This window comes from Clostridium sp. TF11-13AC, from assembly GCF_003481065.1.
In the GTDB taxonomy this organism is placed as follows: domain Bacteria; phylum Bacillota; class Clostridia; order Lachnospirales; family Lachnospiraceae; genus Otoolea; species Otoolea fessa.
Genome location: NZ_QUKJ01000003.1, coordinates 23,836 through 44,001, shown reverse-complemented (window position 1 = coordinate 44,001; position 20,166 = coordinate 23,836). Strand labels below are relative to the sequence as shown.

At 46.7% G+C, this 20,166-nt stretch carries 13 protein-coding genes; 12 read left to right on the top strand and 1 reads right to left on the bottom strand.

Annotated features, from left to right (window positions below):
• Positions 1 to 19: 19 nt before the first annotated feature.
• The 10 genes from DXD12_RS07595 to DXD12_RS07550 all read left to right on the top strand — a co-directional run bounded on the left by DXD12_RS07595 (position 20) and on the right by DXD12_RS07550 (position 15,969).
• Positions 20 to 1,045, top strand: coding sequence for an acyltransferase (locus DXD12_RS07595; protein WP_118637998.1), 1,026 nt, complete (start codon positions 20 to 22; stop codon positions 1,043 to 1,045).
• A 155-nt stretch (positions 1,046 to 1,200) separates the two neighbouring features.
• The gene (locus DXD12_RS07590) at positions 1,201 to 1,860 is read left to right on the top strand and encodes a hypothetical protein (RefSeq protein ID WP_107001586.1); all 660 of its coding nucleotides are present in this window, start codon (positions 1,201 to 1,203) and stop codon (positions 1,858 to 1,860) included.
• A 95-nt stretch (positions 1,861 to 1,955) separates the two neighbouring features.
• On the top strand, positions 1,956 to 3,344 hold the full coding sequence (locus DXD12_RS07585; RefSeq protein ID WP_107001585.1) for a glycine--tRNA ligase: 1,389 nt from the start codon (positions 1,956 to 1,958) through the stop codon (positions 3,342 to 3,344).
• Between the two features lie 334 nt (positions 3,345 to 3,678).
• Positions 3,679 to 6,312: a pyruvate, phosphate dikinase gene (gene ppdK, locus DXD12_RS07580; protein ID WP_118637996.1), complete on the top strand. Its 2,634-nt coding sequence runs from the start codon at positions 3,679 to 3,681 to the stop codon at positions 6,310 to 6,312.
• 389 nt (positions 6,313 to 6,701) lie between these two features.
• On the top strand, positions 6,702 to 7,517 hold the full coding sequence (locus DXD12_RS07575) for a transporter substrate-binding domain-containing protein (RefSeq protein WP_118638255.1): 816 nt from the start codon (positions 6,702 to 6,704) through the stop codon (positions 7,515 to 7,517).
• Positions 7,501 to 9,708 (top strand): ATP-binding protein, encoded by a 2,208-nt coding sequence (locus DXD12_RS07570; RefSeq protein ID WP_118637994.1) that lies wholly within the window; start codon positions 7,501 to 7,503, stop codon positions 9,706 to 9,708. The genes DXD12_RS07575 and DXD12_RS07570 overlap by 17 nt, the downstream gene beginning before the upstream one ends.
• Positions 9,686 to 11,536, top strand: a complete 1,851-nt coding sequence (locus DXD12_RS07565; RefSeq protein ID WP_107001582.1) for an ABC transporter substrate-binding protein — start codon at positions 9,686 to 9,688, stop codon at positions 11,534 to 11,536. Before DXD12_RS07570 ends, DXD12_RS07565 begins: the two co-directional genes overlap by 23 nt.
• Before the next feature lie 5 nt (positions 11,537 to 11,541).
• Complete coding sequence (locus DXD12_RS07560; RefSeq protein ID WP_118637992.1) at positions 11,542 to 14,490, top strand: PAS domain-containing hybrid sensor histidine kinase/response regulator; 2,949 nt, start codon at positions 11,542 to 11,544, stop codon at positions 14,488 to 14,490.
• 171 nt (positions 14,491 to 14,661) lie between these two features.
• Positions 14,662 to 15,486 (top strand): Cof-type HAD-IIB family hydrolase, encoded by an 825-nt coding sequence (locus tag DXD12_RS07555; RefSeq protein WP_107001580.1) that lies wholly within the window; start codon positions 14,662 to 14,664, stop codon positions 15,484 to 15,486.
• A 168-nt stretch (positions 15,487 to 15,654) separates the two neighbouring features.
• The gene (locus DXD12_RS07550; RefSeq protein WP_022359748.1) at positions 15,655 to 15,969 is read left to right on the top strand and encodes a YerC/YecD family TrpR-related protein; all 315 of its coding nucleotides are present in this window, start codon (positions 15,655 to 15,657) and stop codon (positions 15,967 to 15,969) included.
• Between the two features lie 280 nt (positions 15,970 to 16,249).
• Here the strand turns inward: DXD12_RS07550 and DXD12_RS07545 are convergent, their stop codons facing one another.
• On the bottom strand, positions 16,250 to 16,864 hold the full coding sequence (locus DXD12_RS07545) for a DUF1836 domain-containing protein (RefSeq protein ID WP_022359749.1): 615 nt from the start codon (positions 16,862 to 16,864) through the stop codon (positions 16,250 to 16,252).
• A gap of 245 nt (positions 16,865 to 17,109) precedes the next feature.
• Here DXD12_RS07545 and DXD12_RS07540 point away from each other — a divergent pair, with 245 nt between their 5' ends.
• Positions 17,110 to 19,548, top strand: coding sequence for a UvrD-helicase domain-containing protein (locus DXD12_RS07540; protein WP_118637990.1), 2,439 nt, complete (start codon positions 17,110 to 17,112; stop codon positions 19,546 to 19,548).
• A gap of 161 nt (positions 19,549 to 19,709) precedes the next feature.
• Positions 19,710 to 20,003 (top strand): hypothetical protein, encoded by a 294-nt coding sequence (locus DXD12_RS07535; protein ID WP_022359751.1) that lies wholly within the window; start codon positions 19,710 to 19,712, stop codon positions 20,001 to 20,003.
• The last annotated feature ends 163 nt before the right edge of the window (positions 20,004 to 20,166 follow it).

The window sequence follows — 20,166 nt, the reverse complement described above, 5'->3', positions numbered from 1 at the left end:
CCAGGGAGGAACCATTTATATGCCAGAAGCCAAATTCCATCAGAAAATCGCCTGGTTCAATTTCATCTGCTGCCTCATGGTCATCTGGACGCATTCCGGCAACGCGGATCTGTTTTTCCCGGAACTGGGGCAGGACGCACCGTGGTGGCATTTCCAGTACCCGGTCATGCAGGAAATTCTGCGGGTGGACATCCCATGCTTTATCATGCTGTCTGCCTACCTGTTCTACCGGAACTTCACGATGAAGCGGCTGGGAGAAAAATTAAATAAACGTCTGCATTCGCTTCTGGTTCCGTACCTGCTCTGGAATACCATCTACTACGTGGCGTATGTGGCGGCGAGCCGGATTCCGGGACTGCAGACGATCGCCAACCGGACGGATCTGGTGATTACGCCGTCGGGCGCATGGCAGGCGATCACCAAGTACACCTTCAATCCGGTGTTCTGGTTCATGTACCAGATCATCCTGCTGGTGCTGCTGGCACCGGTGCTGTATCTGTTTCTGAAAAATATCTGGACCGGCGCGGCATTTCTGCTGGTGCTGTTTGTGGCACTTTTCAAGGGGGTGGCGCTGCCGGAGCTGAATCTGGACGCCCTGATTTATTATTCCTTTGCCGCCTATGCGGCGCTGCACGGGAGAAAATGGGCGGAGGCGGTATGGTCGTGGAAGCGGGCGGCACTGGGGGTGTGCCTGCTGGCAGTGGGAATCGTGCTCAGCAGGAGCTATTATACCCACTATTTTGTGCCGGGAATCGTTCTCTACCAGCTTCTGGCAGTCATCGGTATCTGGATGATGGTAAACGAGCGCTGGCTGGGAGAAGTCAGACCGTTTATGACCTGCACCTTTTTTATCTATGCGACGCACTTTGTGGTGGTCCGTTTCCTCAATAAGGCGGCGGCGCTGCTATTTCCGGGCAGCCAGCTGGTTTCGATGTTTATGTATGTGTGCATGCCGCTGCTTGCAGTGACACTCTGTTATCAGGCGGCGCGCGTGTTGCGGAGGTACCGTCCGGACATCTGGAAGACCCTGAATGGGGGACGTTGACAAAAAGCAGGATTTACGGTTGAAAGGCAGGTATCTCTGGAAACGGAAGTGCGAGTATGCGTTTTTTCAGGTCCAAGTCTTGAAAATACATAGAAAAGCAGGTATACTATAAAAACTTGGTTGTAGGAGCATTTTTGCGCTTGGGAGGAAGAGCAATGAAAAAAAGAGGATTTCTTCTGGCAGCGTGTACCGTGGGTGTGATGCTGTCCGGCTGTGGCTCACGGGAAACCGCCTTTTCCCCTTCGGAGAGCTGCGTATATGTGGCAAAAGACGGAGCGCTGTCGAGTGCTCTGGTGGAGCAGACCGGCGGTATTTCGGTCGATGAGAATGAATTAAAGCAGTATTTAGAGACGGCAGTGATTCATTTTAATGAAGAAAAAGGCGCCGGGGCGCTGGCACAGAACCAGAAAAATGCCGAGAGACTGCCGGCAGCATTGAAAAGTGTGAAGGCGGGAAAAGACACGGTGACTGCGATCTTTGATTATGCTTCCTTTGAAGATCTGAAAGCATTCGGAGAGACGAATGACAACGAGGACACCAGCAACTCCCTGACGGCGCTGGAGGCAAAGCCGCTTTCGGAGGCGATTGCCGATGGATGGTTTTCCGAGGGTGAGCTGGTAAAGGCAGATGGAAGCGAAGCCGGAACGGATACGGTTCAAAATGAAAAAAGCGGCATGGCAGTCCGGAGCGAGGGCGGTGCGACGCTGATGGTCGGCGGAAAAGTGCTTTACCGCAGTTCGAATACCGAGTTAAAAGACGATTCAACCGTCAGTCTGCCGGAAACAGGCACGGCTTATGTGATTTTTAAAAGATAAAAAACAGAATGATTGTTAAATTCGTCCATCTGCCAGATATCGAAAGAAGAGGCGGGGACGGGTACAATGATAAATGAATCAGGAGGACAAGACAAATGGAAAAGACGATGGACAAAATCGTGGCGCTGGCAAAATCAAGAGGATTTGTATATCCGGGTTCTGAGATTTACGGCGGCCTTGCCAATACATGGGACTACGGCAATCTGGGCGTAGAACTGAAAAACAATGTAAAACGTGCATGGTGGCAGAAATTTATTCAGGAAAGCCCGTACAACGTAGGTGTAGACTGTGCGATTCTCATGAACTCCCAGACATGGGTGGCATCCGGACATCTGGGCGGCTTCTCTGACCCGCTGATGGACTGCAAGAGCTGTAAAGAGCGTTTCCGTGCAGATAAGCTCATCGAGGACTATATGGCAGAGCACAACATCGAGATCGAGGGTTCTGTAGACGGCTGGTCCCAGGAGCAGATGAAACAGTACATTGATGACAATAACATCTGCTGTCCGAGCTGCGGCAAGCATGATTTCACCGACATTCGTCAGTTTAACCTGATGTTCAAGACTTTCCAGGGAGTTACCGAGGATGCAAAAAACACCGTATATCTGCGTCCGGAGACTGCACAGGGTATCTTTGTAAACTTCAAGAACGTACAGAGAACTTCTCGCAAGAAGATCCCGTTTGGTATCGGTCAGATCGGTAAATCGTTCCGTAACGAGATCACACCGGGTAACTTTACCTTCCGTACCAGAGAGTTCGAGCAGATGGAGCTTGAGTTCTTCTGTGAGCCGGGTACTGACCTTGAGTGGTTTGCATACTGGAAACAGCACTGCATCGACTGGCTGCAGACACTTGGCATCAAGCCGGACGAGATGCGCGCGCGTGACCATTCTCCGGAAGAACTGTGTTTCTACAGCAAGGCGACGACCGATCTGGAATTTCTGTTCCCGTTCGGATGGGGCGAGCTGTGGGGTATCGCAGACCGTACCGATTACGATCTGACCCAGCATCAGAACACCTCCGGTCAGGATATGACCTACTTTGACGATGAGAAGAAGGAGAAATACATCCCGTATGTGATTGAGCCGTCACTGGGTGCTGACCGTGTAACCCTGGCATTCCTGTGTGCTGCATACGATGAGGAAGAGATCGGAGAGGGCGATGTGAGAACCGTTCTTCACTTCCATCCGGCGATTGCACCGGTTAAGATCGGTGTGCTTCCGCTGTCCAAGAAGCTTAACGAGGGAGCAGAGAAGATCTACGCAGAGCTTTCCAAGTACTACAACTGCGAGTTCGACGACAGAGGAAACATTGGTAAGCGTTACCGCCGTCAGGATGAGATCGGTACTCCGTTCTGCATCACTTACGACTTCGAGTCGGAGACCGACCAGGCTGTTACCGTCCGTGACCGTGATACCATGGAGCAGGTACGTGTGCCGATCGCCGAGTTAAAGAACTACTTTGAGGATAAGTTCCGTTTCTAATCTTTAAATAAACAAAAAAGCAGAAACCATATTCCAGAAAACAGGAGATGGTTTCTGCTTTTTGTGTTAGAGAGGGCTTGTGACATTTTTGGCATTTTGCAAAGAACGAAATTTATTTTGGGGCAGATTAGGCACTGTTCTGGATAGTCATCTCATTTAATATTCGCGAAAATTACAAAAAAATATATATTGATCGAAAAAAAGTTGGAAAGAATTCAAAAAAACTCTTTACTAGACCGCAGTTTATGTTATAATATTCACGATGGCTTTTATCTTTCACATAAATACAAATATGTGAATGTAAAACATAAACGAGTATAGGAGGAAAATACTTATGGCAAAATGGGTTTATATGTTTAGCGAGGGCGACATGACCATGCGTAACCTGCTGGGAGGAAAGGGAGCGAACCTGGCGGAGATGACAAGCATCGGTCTGCCGGTTCCACAGGGATTTACAATCACAACTGAGGCTTGTACTCAGTATTACGAAGATGGTCGCAAGATTAACGACGAGATCATGGCACAGACCATGGAAGGCGTTAAGAAGATGGAAGAGCTCAATGGAAAGAAATTTGGCGATCTGAAGAACCCACTGTTAGTATCGGTTCGTTCCGGTGCGAGAGCATCCATGCCAGGTATGATGGATACCATCTTAAACCTTGGTTTAAATGACGAGGTAGTTGCAGCGATGATCGCAGGCAACCCGGACCCGAAATTTGAGCGATTTGTATATGACTCCTACAGACGTTTCATCCAGATGTTCTCAGATGTCGTTATGGAGGTTGGTAAGAAATACTTCGAGCAGCTCATCGACAAGATGAAAGCAGAAAAAGGCGTTCACTACGACATAGAGCTGACCGCAGCTGACTTAAAGACTCTGGCAGAGCAGTTTAAGACTGAGTATAAGAAACAGTTAGGTGAGGACTTCCCGTCTGATCCGGTTGTTCAGTTAAAATTAGCGATCGAAGCTGTATTCCGTTCCTGGGACAACCCGCGTGCGAACGTATACAGAAGAGATAATGATATTCCGTATTCCTGGGGTACTGCAGTAAACGTAATGCCGATGGTATTCGGTAACTTAAACGATGAGTCTGGTACAGGTGTTGCATTTACCCGTGACCCGGCAACCGGCGAGAAGAAGCTGATGGGCGAGTTCTTAAAGAACGCACAGGGCGAGGACGTTGTTGCTGGTGTTCGTACTCCGATGCCGATCGCACAGATGGAGCAGGAGTTCCCGGAGGCATATGCAGATTTCATCAAGGTTTGTGATGTGCTTGAGAACCACTACCATGATATGCAGGATATGGAGTTCACCGTAGAGAACAAGAAACTCTACATGTTACAGTGCCGTAACGGTAAGAGAACTGCTCAGGCTGCGCTGCAGATCGCTTGCGACCTGGTAGATGAAGGTCATAAGACAGAGGAAGAAGCAGTCGCTATGATCGACCCGCGTAACCTCGATACACTGCTGCATCCGCAGTTTGACGCTGCTGCATTAAAGGCAGCTACTCCGCTTGGAAAAGGCTTAGGTGCTTCTCCGGGTGCTGCTTGCGGTAAAGTTGTATTCACCGCAGAAGATGCTGAGAAATGGGCTGAGAAGGGCGAGAAAGTTATCTTAGTTCGTCTTGAGACTTCTCCGGAAGATATCACCGGTATGAAGGTTGCTCAGGGTATCTTAACCGTTCGTGGTGGTATGACCTCTCACGCAGCTGTAGTTGCTCGTGGTATGGGTACCTGCTGTGTATCCGGATGCGGCGACATCGCTATGGATGAAGAGAATAAGAAATTCACTTTAGCTGGTAAAGTATTCAACGAGGGAGACTTCATCTCCATCGATGGTACAACCGGTAATATTTACGAAGGTGAGATCAAGACCGTAGATGCTACTATCGCTGGTACATTCGGTCGCGTTATGGCATGGGCTGACAAGTTCAGAAGACTGAAAGTTCGTACAAACGCAGATACACCGGCAGATGCTAAGAAGGCTAGAGAGCTTGGCGCTGAGGGTATCGGTCTTTGCCGTACCGAGCATATGTTCTTCGAGGAAGACAGAATCGCTGCTTTCCGTGAGATGATCTGTGCTGACACTGTAGAAGAGAGAGAAGCAGCTCTGGATAAGATCCTTCCGTATCAGCAGGGCGACTTCGAAGGTCTGTTCGAGGCTCTGGAGGGCAACCCGGTAACTATCCGTTTCCTGGATCCGCCGTTGCATGAGTTCGTTCCGACTGAGGAAGAGGACATCAAGAAACTGGCTGACGCTCAGGGCAAATCTGTAGAGTTCATCAAGAACCTGATTGCTTCCCTGCATGAGTTCAACCCGATGATGGGTCACCGTGGACTTCGTCTGGCAGTTACCTATCCGGAGATCGCTGTTATGCAGACCAAGGCAGTTATCCGTGCAGCTATCAACGTACAGAAAGCTCACGCTGACTGGTCCGTAAAACCGGAGATCATGATTCCGCTCGCTTGCGATGCGAAAGAGTTAAAATATGTAAAAGATATCGTTGTGAAGACCGCTGACGAGGAGATCGCAGCAGCAGGCGTTGATCTGAAGTACGAAGTAGGTACCATGATCGAGATCCCGCGTGCAGCTCTGACCGCTGACGACATCGCAAAAGAGGCTGAATTCTTCTGCTTCGGTACAAACGACTTAACTCAGATGACCTACGGCTTCTCCCGTGATGATGCAGGCAAGTTCCTGAATGCTTACTATGATAAGAAGATCTTCGAGAGCGATCCATTTGCAAAACTGGATCAGACTGGCGTAGGCAAGCTGATGGAGATGGCGATTAAGTTAGGTAAAGCAGAGCGCCCGACTCTTCATGTAGGTATCTGCGGTGAGCACGGCGGCGATCCGTCTTCCGTAGAGTTCTGCCATAAGATTGGTCTGGACTATGTATCCTGCTCACCGTTCCGTGTGCCGATCGCTCGTCTGGCTGCTGCTCAGGCTGCTATTGCTGAGAAATAATTTTAAGGAAATATCCTTGAATAGATGAGTAAATGAGGACTCCCTTACGAAAGTAAGGGGGTTCTTTTGTATAAATAACCGGCGGCTGTTTATGAAAAAATGGAGTTACTGTTCACGCATGAGTGAACAGTAACAAAATGGATGATGGCAACTTTTTGTGGACATGGTATATTTTGAATGCTATAATAAAAAGTGTAAGAATATAAGGTAAGAGTTAAGAGGGCATTATGGATAAAGTTCCTGTAAATTTTTTACATGGAGCTTTTTTTGATCATATAGGAAATTAAGTCTTATATGCGGGGGCACCTAAGCGCGGGCCACTGAATCGTAATAAATGGCCGGAAATCAGATGTGAAGAAATAGAAAAGAATAACAGGGATGGAATGAAAATGAAAGGAAAAAGAGTGATCGCAGGTATTCTGCTTGTTGGAATCTTAGCAGTTACCCTGGCAGGGTGCAAAAACACAGGTGAGAATAAAAAAGAAACGGAAAAACCCGTCATCACCCTGGGAAGCGACAGCTATCCACCATACACTTATCTGAATGAGGATGGTGTGCCGACAGGAATTGATGTAGAACTGGCTACAGAAACGTTCAGAAGAATGGGCTATCAGGTGGAGCCTGTCCAGATCAACTGGGAGAAGAAAAAAGAACTGTTGGAGAGCGGGGAGATCGATTGCATCATGGGCTGTTTTTCCATGGAAGGGCGCCTTGACGAGTACCGCTGGGCCGGACCGTATATAGCAAGCCGTCAGGTGGTTGCTGTAAATGAGAGCAGTGATATCTATAAACTGAGTGACCTGGAGGGAAAGAATCTGGCTGTTCAGTCCACAACCAAACCGGAAGGTATTTTTCTGAACCGGACGGATGAGAGAATCCCAAAGCTGGGCAATCTGATCAGTTTGGGACACAGGGAGCTGATCTATACATTTCTGGGAAAAGGATACGTAGATGCAGTTGCCGCACATGAGGAATCGATTGTCCAGTATATGAAGGATTATGACACAAGCTTTCGTATTCTGGAAGAGCCGCTGATGATCACCGGTATAGGGGTTGCCTTTGCAAAAGAGGATGACCGGGGAATCTGTGAGCAGATGGATCAGACCCTGGAGGAAATGCGTCGGGATGGAACATCCCTGAAAATCATTGAAAAATATCTGGATGATCCGGGAAGGTATCTGGAGGTGGATGAACTTGGATATTAAGGGAAGGACAAAGAAAAAGCAGATAGAAATAGTTGGTATTTTGTTTGGAATCTGTGTGGCGGTAGTTTCCCTGACTTATTTCTTTCATGCGGAAAAAGCGGAAGCAGAAGAAAGAATGGTAGAGATTGTAAACTATGTGAAAGTGCAGTGTTCCACCTATACTCATTATAATGAATCTTCGGAATCCAAAAGCCTTCTCCGTGCCATTGAAAGTGCCAGACAGATGAGTACCAATATTAACATGGAAAGAGAAAACGGTGGTCAGTTAAGCCGGGAGTTTCTAAAAGATAATCTGCAGACTCTCTGGGTGGATGGCATCCTTGTACTGGATGCAGAGGGAAAGACGGTCTGTGAGTATAGCACAAAAGAGTCTCTGACGGATGAGATTACGGAGTATCTGCAAAAAGAAATTATCATGGATTTTACAGGATATGAAGAAAGAAGCTATTCGGAACGGCTTGCCAGGGAAGACGGGTCCCGGATCGACATTGCAGCCTGCGCCAGAAAAGACGCACCGGGTATTGTGGCAATTTACTATTACACATCTCCTGAATTTACCAGAAACTATACTTTGACGATACAAGGGCTTTTAAATGGATATAGTGTCCAGAAAGATGGAACAATTATTGTTGCAGACGATGGGCTCGTTGTTGCCAGTAACGATGAGAGCCTGTTGGGGCAGAATACGGCCGACAATGAGGTTATTCAGGCAATGAAAAAGCACACAGACAGCCAGCATATTTTTCATTTGAAGAATGAAGGAACCGGATGCTACGGAATCATGCTGAAGCAGCGGGATTATTATATTTATGCATATCTTCTGGATGAGGAAGTGTTTCATAACCTTCCATTAAGTGTGGCTGGTGTCATTTTTCTATATTCTTTGATAGTTGGTATATTTTGGTCCTGTATCTTCAGAACCAATCTGGAACATGAGAAACAAGAGCGGGAAAAGGATGAAAAATATAAATCAGAACTTCTGATAGCTGCCAAAAAGGCGGAAGCCGCCAATAGGGCGAAGACGGAATTTCTCCAAAGGATGAGCCATGATATCCGGACTCCGATTAATGGAATCTGCGGTTTACTCAATATGGCAGATCATTGTGCAGATGATATGGAGAAACAGACAGAATACAGAACAAAGGTGAAAGAGGCATCCAATCTGTTGCTGGAGCTGGTAAACGATGTCCTGGATATGAGTAAGCTGGAGGCGGGTGAAGTGATTCTGGAAGAAATTCCATTTGATCTAAGCCGTATTTCCCGGGAAGTACTTGTTGTGATCGAGCAGATGGCTGCAGACCAGAATATCCGGATTGTGTGGGAGAAGAAAGAAATCACACATCGAAAGCTTATTGGAAGTCCAGGACATGTGAAACGTGTGATGATGAATATTCTGTCGAATGCGGTGAAATATAACAGAAAAAACGGATATATCTATATTAGCTGCCGGGAGATTCCATCCGAACAGCCAGAGATGACGACGATAGAATTTGTCTGCCGGGATACCGGAATCGGAATGGCAGAAGAGTTTCAGAAACATATTTTTGAACCGTTTGTACAGGAACACGCAGGAAGCCGCACAAAATTTGCGGGAACGGGTCTGGGAATGTCGATTGCAAAGAAGCTGGTTGAGAAAATGGGTGGAACCATTACCTTTGAAAGTGAAGATGGTGTAGGGACTACCTTTGTGATCCAGGTTCCATTTAAAATAGATCTGAATTCGGATAAATGGGAAGAACAGAAAGATGTATCAGATGGAAAATCTATAAAGGGACTGCATATTCTTATGGCAGAAGATAATGAGCTGAACATAGAAATTGCTGAATTTATGCTTCAGAATGAAGGTGCTGTCGTGACCAAGGCATGGAATGGGCAGGAAGCTGTGGATCAATTCAAAAAAAGTGAGTTAGGTGAATTTGATGCGATCCTCATGGATATCATGATGCCGGTCATGAATGGTTATGAAGCAACGAAGATGATCCGGTCTCTGGAGAGAGAGGATGCTAAGACGATACCGATCATTGCAATGACAGCAAATGCGTTCACGGAGGACAGAATAAGAGCAAAAGAAGCGGGAATGGATGAACATATTTCTAAGCCTGTTGATGCAAAATTACTGGTAAAGGTAATTTATGAACTAGCGGAACACAGTTTTAGGGGGATTCGTAATGAAAAAGGAAAAAAGAAATAAGTTACTTGCTGTATTCCTGGTGATGGTAATGGCCATATTACTTTTATCAGGCTGCGGCGGGAAAAGAGCGGAAAAAGAAGATGCAGAAACCATCACGGTGTATTTATGGAGCACAAACCTGTATGAAAAATATGCACCCTATATTCAGGAACAGCTTCCGGATATTAACATTGAATTTGTAGTAGGAAATAATGATCTGGATTTTTATAAGTTTCTTGATGAAAATGGAGGATTGCCGGATATTATAACCTGTTGTCGTTTTTCACTGCATGATGCAAGTTCGCTGAAAGACAGCCTGATGGATCTTTCCACAACCAATGCGGCAGGTGCTGTCTATGATACATATCTAAACAATTTTAGGAACGAGGATGGCAGCATAAACTGGCTTCCGGTGTGTGCGGATGCCCATGGCTTTGTAGTGAACAAAGATCTTTTTGAAAAATATGATATCCCGTTGCCAACAGACTATGAAAGCTTTGTCTCTGCCTGCGAGGCATTTGATAAGGTGGGAATCCGAGGGTTTACCGCAGACTATTATTATGACTATACCTGTATGGAGACACTGCAGGGCCTGTCGGCGTCAGAACTTTCTTCTGCCGACGGACGCAGATGGCGCACCACCTACAGTGACCCGGATCATACAGTGAAAGAAGGTCTGGACAATACCGTCTGGCCGGCGGCTTTTGAACGGATGGAGCGGTTTATCCGGGATACAGGATTGAACCGGGATGATTTGGATTTGAACTATGATAATGTGGTTGAGTTGTTCAAAAGTGGTAAGCTTGCCATGTACTTTGGAAGCTCTTCCGGTGTTAAAATGTTTCAGGATCAGGGCATTCACACAACATTTCTGCCATTCTTTCAAGAGAATGGAGAAAAATGGCTGATGACGACACCCTATTTTCAAGTGGCTTTAAACCGTGATCTGGCACAGGATGAAACACGACGGAAGAAAGCCATGAAGGTATTGGATACAATGCTTTCAGAGGATGCTCAGAACCAGATCCTTTATGATGGTCAGGATCTCTTAAGCTACAGCCAGGATGTGGATATCCATCTTACAGAATATCTGAAAGATGTGAAACCTGTGATCGAAGAAAATCACATGTATATCCGTATTGCGTCAAATGACTTCTTCTCTATTTCCAAGGATGTAGTATCTAAGATGATCGCAGGAGAATACGATGCAGGGCAGGCTTATCAGTCCTTTAACACCCAGCTTCTGAATCAGCAGACTATCTCCGAGGATATCCTGCTGGATTCACAGAAATTCTATTCCAATCGTTTCCATGCCAGTGGAGGTAATGCAGCCTATTCGGTTATGGCAAATACGCTGCGCGGTGTCTACGGGACGGATGTGCTGATCGCCACCGGAAACAGCTTTACCGGAAACGTGCTGAAAGCCGGGTATACGAAAAAAATGGCGGGCAGCATGATCATGCCAAATGGTCTTTTGGCTTACAGCAGTAAGATGAGTGGGGCAGAGCTGAAAGAGACTGTCAGAAATTTTGTGGAAGGCTATGAGGGAGGCTTTATTCCCTTTAACAGCGGTTCTCTACCTGTAGTCAGCGGTATTTCTGTGGAGATCAGGGAAACGGATGATGGTTATACATTGAGCAAAGTTATGAAGGATGGAAAGAAAGTTCAAGACAATGATATGTTCACGGTAACCTGCCTGACGATACCTAAACACATGGAGAATTATCCGGTAGAGGATAATATTGTGTTTGATAGGGGAGATACTTCTGTGAAGGATACCTGGATAGGATATATTTCAGATGGTGATGCCGTTCTTGCAGAGCCTGAAGACTATGTGGCTCTGAGGTGAGAAAAATGGATATTAAGAATCATAATACAGACAAAAAGAAACTTGTCAATAGAAAACAATTCAAGGCAGCTGTCGTTATAGCTGTTTTTCTTGGAATCGTATTGACGGTTTCCCGATATTTTAAATTTGTGTCGAAAACGGTATATGAGGAAAGTGTGTCTCATCTGACAGAGATTTTTCATCAGTCTGATAATATGCTGCGGGAACTGACAGACAAGAATCTGACCTATCTTCATATGTGGGGAGAGAATCTGCAGAACACCTCCAATGAAGACGAAATTCGTGATTATATAGAGAAAGCACAGGAAGATGCCGGCTTTTTAGAATTCTTTTTTCTGTCAGCTGACGGAAACTATAAGAAGGTAACAGGTGAAACAGGGTATCTTGGATTACAGGGAAATATGGAAGAGGAGCTCCGACAGGGAAGTGATGTGATAACAAATGTAGCAGTTCCTGGAAAAGCCCAGCTGCTTGTTTTTGCAACTCCCAAGGCCTATGGAAGTTATCAGGGATTTGAATATGATGCGATTGCCATTGCCTATGAGAATTCTGATATCGTAAATGTACTGGATATCTCTGCTTTCGACGGAAATGCCCAGAACTATGTGATTCATCCGGATGGTCGTGTTGTGGTGGAGCATTCTTCTGGGTCATGGGGGAGAGTGTATAATTTCTTCGGTGTTCTGAGAGAGCATTCTGATATGTCTGAAAAAGAGATCAATGAGCTTTCGGAGAAGTTTAAAGAAGGACGTACCGATGCGAAGCTGGTAAAGCTTGATGGAAGGAGCTATTATCTGGTCTATGAAAAATCAGATATCAAGGATTGGATGTTTCTGGGACTTGTCCCGGCGGATATCGTGAATGCCAGTATGAATAGCCTGCAGTTTAATACAATGCTTCTCGTGGGAGGAGTCGTGCTCTGTATTGCCGCTTTACTTATCAGTTTTATTGTTCAAAAAGGCAGAACAAACCTCAGGAAAAAGGATACGGAGATCCTGTATAGAGACGAATTGTTTCAGAAGCTGTCAATGAATGTAGATGATGTTTTTCTGATGCTGGATGCTAGAACATATCAGGCAGATTACGTCAGCCCGAATGCGGAAAAATTGTTGGGGATTACGGTAGAAGAGATCCGTAAGGATATTCATGTTTTGGGAAAATTGCATTCTGAAAATCCGAAAGAACCGGATAAAAATTATCTGGAGAGAATCCGGGTTCATGAACAGAAAGAATGGGAGTTTGAATACGTTCATTATAAATCAGGAGAGCAGCGCTGGTTTCATAATGTTGCAATGTGCAGCGAGGTAAACGGAAAAAGAAAATATATCTTGGTTATGTCGGATCGTACCTCTGACAGGAAAATGAATCAGGCACTTTCTGAGGCAGTCCGTGCTGCGGAGACAGCAAACCGGGCCAAGAGTACGTTTCTTTCCAATATGTCTCACGATATCCGGACACCCATGAATGCGATCATCGGTTTTACCACACTGGCTGTAAGTAATATTGATGATAAGGAAAGAGTCCGGGATTATCTGGGTAAGATTCTTTCATCCAGCAACCACCTGCTCTCACTGATCAACGATATACTGGATATGAGCCGGATTGAGAGTGGAAAAATCCATCTGGAAGAAACAGAGGTCAGCCTGTCGGATGTGCTTCATGACCTGAAGACGATCATTGGTGGGCAGATCCATGCGAAGCAGCTGGAGCTTTATATGGATGCAATGGATGTGACTAATGAGGATATCTATTGTGATAAGACGCGTCTGAACCAGGTACTGTTGAATCTTTTGTCCAATGCGGTTAAGTTTACACCTGCTGGTGGAACCGTTTCAGTCCGGCTCAAACAGTGTCCGGGGACGCAAAGCGGCAGTGCGCTGTACGAGATCCGGGTAAAGGATAACGGAATCGGTATGAGCCAGGAATTTGTACAGAAGCTCTTTTCTCCTTTTGAGAGGGAGCGGACTTCCACGGTCACCAGGACTCAGGGTACCGGACTTGGCATGGCTATTACCAAGAACATCGTGAATATGATGGGCGGAACTATCGAGGTTCAGACAGAATATGGCAAGGGAACTGAATTTATTGTCCGCCTGCCATTCCGGATTCAGCCTGAGCATCACCATGTAGAGAAGATCGCAGAGCTGGAAGGTCTTAAGGCACTGGTTGTAGATGACGATTTTAATACCTGTGACAGTGTGACAAAGATGCTTGTCAAGGTTGGAATGCGTTCAGAATGGACTCTTTCCGGTAAGGAGGCTGTTCTCCGGGCGCGGCAGTCTATGGAACTGGGGGATGCATTCCATGCGTATATCATTGACTGGTGTCTGCCGGATATGAATGGCATTGAAGTTACCCGTCAGATCCGCAGTCTGGGTGACCATACGCCAATCATTATCCTGACGGCTTATGACTGGTCAGATATCGAAGTGGAGGCCAGAGCGGCAGGGGTTACAGCATTCTGTTCGAAACCTATGTTTATGTCAGATATCAGAGAGACCTTGATGACAGCTATCGGTCAGAGGCAGGCTGAGCAAGAGGATAATATTCTCCCGGCAGCAGGTTCAGATTTCAAGGGCAGATGTATATTGCTTGTGGAAGACAATGAACTGAACCGTGAAATTGCGGTGGAGATCCTGAATGAATATGGCTTTCTGGTTGACACTGCCGAAAATGGAGCAGAGGCAGTGGAGAAGGTAGAAAAATCGAAACCGGGCGGTTATGATCTTGTGTTGATGGATGTGCAGATGCCTGTCATGAACGGGTATGAGGCCACAAAGCGGATTCGTGCCCTGGATGATCCGGCACAGGCGGGAATCACTATTCTTGCCATGACTGCCAATGCTTTTGATGAAGACAGGAAGGAAGCGCTGGAATACGGTATGAATGGATTTCTATCCAAGCCAATTGTTGTAGAGGAATTAATTGATGCATTGCAAAAAAATCTTTCATAGAGGGGATACAGGAAGCAATGGCAAAAGTAACGGAAGTATATGAGTTAACCATTTGAGAAGTTAAGAAGGGATTGCATTAAGTAATGTGGCATGTTGCTAATTGACAAATTCACCTTTTCCAAGTATCGTATATACGTGTAATAGTATGTATGATTTGAATGTGGAGTAAATATGACCGAAAAACATAGTTATGAGATTATCGTCCTGGATCTGGACGGAACCTTAACAAACAGAGATAAGGTGATTACGCCAAAGACGAAGCAGCGTCTGATGGAGCTTCAGGAGCGCGGAAAGAAGATTGTACTGGCGTCCGGGCGTCCGACGCCGGGAGTGCTGCCGCTTGCGAGAGAGCTGGAGCTGGCAAAATACGGCAGTTATATTCTGTCGTTTAATGGAGGCAGGATCACGAACTGCAAAACCGGCGAGATCATATTCAGCCGTTCCCTGCCGCAGGAGGCAAATCAGAAGATTATACGCTTGGCCGAGGAGGAACAGGTGGGGCTTTTGAGTTACGATGAGGCGGGGGCAAAGCTTCTGACGAACCAGAGTGACAGTCCCTATGCGAAGTTGGAAGCGCGGATCAACGGCATGGAGTTAGTACAGGTGGACGACATGGAAGCTGCGATCACGTATCCGGTACCGAAATACCTGATGATGGAGGATGGAGACTACCTGGCGATGGTCGAGCCGCGCGTCAAGGCGGCGATGGGGAAGAATTTCAGCGTTTACCGTTCGGAGCCGTTTTTCCTGGAGGTGCTTCCGAGGGGCATCGATAAAGCACAGTCGTTAGAGCGTCTTCTTTCTCACATCGGGCTTTCGCGTGAGCAGATGATTGCCTGTGGGGACGGCTACAACGACCTCACGATGATTCAGTATGCCGGATTAGGTGTAGCGATGGAGAATGCGGTGCTTCCGGTGCGGAAAGCTGCAGACTTTATTACCTATTCCAACAACGACGACGGTGTGGCTCATGTGGTGGAAAAGTTTATGCTGTAGAAGATTTGGCAGATTCGCATAAATGTATATTGCGTGAACAGATGAAAAATAAAATATTCATAAAAATAGGCAAGATACTAGACTTTAAAACTTTAATATGTTAATATAAGAAAAACGGAAAAATGAATATATTTTCGGAGTACATATTAAAAAGGGGTGCCTTGCATTATGAATAAAAAACTGAAAACCGAAGCTGTGGATCATCTGTTCCAGGCGATTCTGACACTGAAAAATACCGACGAATGCTATAGCTTTTTCGAGGATGTATGCACAGTTAATGAACTTTTATCATTTTCCCAGAGATATGAAGTAGCGAAGATGCTGCGTGAGAAGAAGACATATCTGGAGATCGCGGACAAGACCGGCGCATCGACAGCGACGATCAGCCGTGTCAACCGTTCTTTAAATTACGGAAGCGACGGATATGATATGGTATTTGCGCGTGTGAAAGAGCAGGAAGAGGCGGAGAAAACGGAAGCGTAAGACGAAGTAGGAATATACGCACGATAGATAAAGCGCGTACTTTCATAGGTGTAGCAAACCAACCTGCCAAAGATGGACAAATTTGGCTTGGGGTGGAATTGTCCCAGGAGCTGGCAGCTGGTTGAATGAAAGATAAAAAGAAATGAAAGAAAAAAGACATTGAAAGAATTTCCACAAGGGGAAGTGATTCCAGTGTCTTTTTTATCGTGTATGGTGCAATGGGTTGAATTTTTTGTTGTTTAGCCTGTTTTTGAGTGTGGCGGTACAGCGGAAGTGCTGCCTATTTCTTCTTCTTCGGATTCACCGGCGTCTCCTGCCGGAGCTGTTCCGCCAGGATTTCAATCATCTGTTTTTTCAGATAGACATCAAACGCCAGCTCACTGATAAAGGCGAACAGCTGTAAATACTCGCGGTCTTCACAGTCATAGTCCTTGAATGTCTGGCTGGCGGCGTCAAATTTTGCCATGACGTCTTCCTGCAAGCGCTTGCGCTGCCCTTTTTCCAGCGAAAAGATTTCGTTGTAAAGCTCTTCTAATTCCGGGCTGGAACCATGGGAAAAGTGGTGCTCGCTGATGGGCGAGAAGAGCTGCTCAATATCTCGAAAGGATATCACATTTTTAAAATAATAAATCAGAATCAGCATCAGCAGATGATTCTTGGAGTAGCGTTTTTTGACGGGCGGCGGCAGCAGGTTATTTTTGGCATAGTTATTGATCATGGTTTTGGTCAGGATCTTATCCTCGCCCAGCCATTTGGAAGTGTTCAGGTGGCTGTCCATGAAGGTCGTGACCTGATCCATATATAAATCAATACCGGGAATCTCCGACGGATGCACCCGGGTCAGACTATCAACATAAGCCAGCAGATCCTGCAGGCGTTCTTCGTTCGATTTCATGTATGTACCTCGCTGCGTTGAAATTCGAAAGCTGCGAAACAGGGAGGCGATTTTGGCGCTTCCGCTGTCATGAACTCTCTATGTGATATTATATAGTTTTGAAAACCAGATAGCAAGGAGAAATTTAAAATCAATGAAAATTCCGTGACATCCAAGAGAAAATAGATTATACTAGAGCGTATTCGAACATACTTTTTGTCATTAAAAATAGATTATATAAGAGGATAGAAGGGAACGAAACATATATGAGCAAATACGACACACTTAACCCGATGCAGCGGGAGGCGGTTTTTCACACGGAGGGACCACTCCTGGTTCTGGCAGGCGCCGGTTCAGGAAAGACGCGCGTCCTGACACACCGGATTGCGTATTTAATCGAGGAAAAACGGGTGGCGCCGTGGAATATCATGGCGATCACATTTACCAATAAAGCGGCGGCGGAGATGCGCGAGCGTGTGGATAAGATTGTGGGGGAAGGCGCGGAGGCGATCTGGGTCAGCACGTTCCATTCGAGCTGTGTTCGGATTCTGCGCCGGTTTATCGACCGTCTGGGATATGACTCGAATTTTACTATCTATGACGGCGACGACCAGAAAACGCTGATGAAGCAGGTGCTCAAGAAAATGCAGGCGGATCCGAAGCAGTTTAAGGAGCGGGCGGTGCTGTCACGGATTTCTGCGGCGAAAAATGACCGGATCACGGCGGATGAGTTTGAGCAGCAGGCGGGAGCGGACTTCCGGGAGAAAAAGATTGCTCAGATTTACCGGGAATACCAGAAAGAACTCAAGAAGAATAATGCCCTGGATTTCGACGATCTGCTGGTGAAAACGGTAGAACTTTTCGAGGCAAACGCGGATGTGCTGGAATATTATCAGGACAAATTCCGGTATATCATGGTGGACGAGTACCAGGACACGAACCTTGTACAGTTTAAGCTGGTCGATCTGCTGGCAAAGAAGTACAGAAATATCTGTGTGGTCGGTGATGATGACCAGTCGATCTACAAATTCCGCGGGGCAAATATCGAAAATATTTTAAGTTTTGAGAAAGCATTTCCGGGCGCACGCGTTATCAAGCTGGAGCAGAACTACCGTTCCACCCAGAGCATCCTGAACGCGGCAAATGAGGTGATCCGCCACAACCGCGGCAGAAAGGACAAGACGCTGTGGACGGCGAATGACGAGGGACCGAAGGTGCGCTTCCGTCAGTATGACACGGCATACGAGGAGGCAGACGCCATTATCCGTGATATTGAGCGTGAGAAAGAAGAGAAAAATGCGGAATATTCGGATTTTGCCGTGCTGTACCGTACCAATGCACAGTCGCGTCTTCTGGAGGAAAAATGTATTTATTACAGCATTCCGTACCGGCTGGTCGGTGGCGTCAATTTCTATCAGCGCAAGGAAATCAAGGATATTCTCTGCTATTTAAAGACGATTGCGAATGGGCGCGATGATCTGGCGGTTCAGCGTGTCATCAATGTGCCGAAGCGCGGCATCGGTGCGACCTCGATCGGAAAAGTGACGATCTATGCGTCTGCCAATGGCATGAGCTTTTATGATGCGCTGCTGCGCGTGCGCGGCGTGCCGACGATCGGCAAGGCGGCGGATAAGATCGAGAAGTTTACGGAGCAGATCGAAAACTTCCGGTCGCGGCTTTCGGCCCTTTCGATCCCGGAACTTATCGAGGCGATTCTGGAAGAGACGGGATATAAGAAGGATCTGGAGGCGGAAGGCGAGATCGAGGGAGAAACACGTCTGCAGAACGTGGAAGAGCTGGTTAATAAGGCGACCGGCTATATGAGCACGGCGGAGGAACCGACGCTGGACGGATTTTTGGAGGAGGTTGCGCTGGTAGCGGATGTAGATAGTCTGGACGAATCCGAAAACAGGATTGTCCTGATGACTTTGCACGGCGCAAAAGGTCTGGAATTTCCGTATGTCTATTTAAGCGGCATGGAGGACGGGCTGTTTCCGAGCAGCATGTCCATCTTTTCGGATGATAAGGACGCCATCGAAGAAGAACGGCGTCTCTGCTATGTCGGAATCACCCGTGCGGAGAAAGAACTGACGCTGACGGCGGCGAGACAGCGCATGGTCAATGGAGAAACGCGGTTTGCGAAGGTCAGCCGCTTCATCGAGGAGATTCCGCCGCAGCTTCTGGACGAGGAAGAGCAGCCGATCGTCTTTGAACGGGCTGCTGGTATGAGCCGGGGCAGACGCGGATTTGAAGATTCGGGGACTTCTGGCTGGACAACGGGCAGCTTTGGTGTATCTGGCGCGGGAGACGGCGATCGGGTGCGGATTGGCGGAATGTCTGGAAAACACTCTCTTTCAGAGAACGATGCCGCCTGGGAGCGCGGCGCAGCCCGGATGAGCGGCTGGGGCGGTGTGAATGGTTCCGGAAGTGCTGGTTCTGGCCGCACGCTGGATCCATATAAGAGCGCTTATAGTTCCAGCAGCCGTCCAGCCAGCCCGGCACCGTCATTTGGCAAGGCATTTACGGTCCAGAAGGCCGACCATCTTTCCTACGGCGAGGGCGACCGAGTCCGCCACCTCAAATTTGGCGAGGGAACGGTGCAGAAGATCGCGGACGGCGGCAAGGATTTTGAGGTGACGGTTAATTTTGACCGCGTGGGCGTGAAAAAAATGTTCGCTTCATTTGCAAAACTGGTGAAATGTTAGACCGTGTTTGCCGTATTGTTACGGTACACGTATGCGAAAACAGTAATGCCGTATTAAAACATTTTCGCCAGATCCAATAAAAAATATAGTAAAATCGGCTGAGAGATGGTATAATAAAATCAAGAATTGCGGATCAAAACGCGGGAAAGGATGTGGAGTGTATGAATAAATTTGATATGATGAGCAAAGATGCGCTCTCCAGAGTAGAAGAGATCATGAATGCAACCAAACTGAATGAATTCCTTCACAGAAAAGAAGAAGAGGAGAAACAGAAAAACTGTATTCTCTGGATTTTAGCCATTATCGGTATTGTAGCAGCAGTTGCAGCGATTGCATACGGCGTATATCGTTTCTTTACTCCAGATTATCTGGAAGATTTCGAGGACGACTTCGATGATGATTTCGACGATGATTTCTTCGAGGATGAGAGCGACGAGAAAGAGAAGAAAGACTGATTGTGATAATTTAGTCAATGAATCATAAAAAATACTGCGCGGAACCGGAAAATCGGTTTCACGCAGTATTTTTTATGCCATAGGAAAGTTTGTAGATAAGTTTGTATTTTTTATATCTTGGAAAAAGAAAAAAATTCCTGTATACTATAAAGATATGAATTAG

Excerpts from the sequence above, each read along its gene's own strand:
- DXD12_RS07590 (WP_107001586.1), top strand. The coding sequence starts at position 1,201 with ATGAAAAAAAGAGGATTTCTTCTGGCAGCGTGTACCGTGGGTGTGATG.
- DXD12_RS07565 (WP_107001582.1), top strand. The coding sequence starts at position 9,686 with ATGAAAAAGGAAAAAAGAAATAAGTTACTTGCTGTATTCCTGGTGATG.
- DXD12_RS07585 (WP_107001585.1), top strand. The coding sequence starts at position 1,956 with ATGGAAAAGACGATGGACAAAATCGTGGCGCTGGCAAAATCAAGAGGA.
- DXD12_RS07550 (WP_022359748.1), top strand. The coding sequence starts at position 15,655 with ATGAATAAAAAACTGAAAACCGAAGCTGTGGATCATCTGTTCCAGGCG.
- ppdK (WP_118637996.1), top strand. The coding sequence starts at position 3,679 with ATGGCAAAATGGGTTTATATGTTTAGCGAGGGCGACATGACCATGCGT.
- DXD12_RS07575 (WP_118638255.1), top strand. The coding sequence starts at position 6,702 with ATGAAAGGAAAAAGAGTGATCGCAGGTATTCTGCTTGTTGGAATCTTA.
- DXD12_RS07540 (WP_118637990.1), top strand. The coding sequence starts at position 17,110 with ATGAGCAAATACGACACACTTAACCCGATGCAGCGGGAGGCGGTTTTT.
- DXD12_RS07535 (WP_022359751.1), top strand. The coding sequence starts at position 19,710 with ATGAATAAATTTGATATGATGAGCAAAGATGCGCTCTCCAGAGTAGAA.
- DXD12_RS07560 (WP_118637992.1), top strand. The coding sequence starts at position 11,542 with ATGGATATTAAGAATCATAATACAGACAAAAAGAAACTTGTCAATAGA.
- DXD12_RS07570 (WP_118637994.1), top strand. The coding sequence starts at position 7,501 with ATGAACTTGGATATTAAGGGAAGGACAAAGAAAAAGCAGATAGAAATA.
- DXD12_RS07545 (WP_022359749.1), bottom strand. The coding sequence starts at position 16,864 with ATGAAATCGAACGAAGAACGCCTGCAGGATCTGCTGGCTTATGTTGAT.
- DXD12_RS07595 (WP_118637998.1), top strand. The coding sequence starts at position 20 with ATGCCAGAAGCCAAATTCCATCAGAAAATCGCCTGGTTCAATTTCATC.
- DXD12_RS07555 (WP_107001580.1), top strand. The coding sequence starts at position 14,662 with ATGACCGAAAAACATAGTTATGAGATTATCGTCCTGGATCTGGACGGA.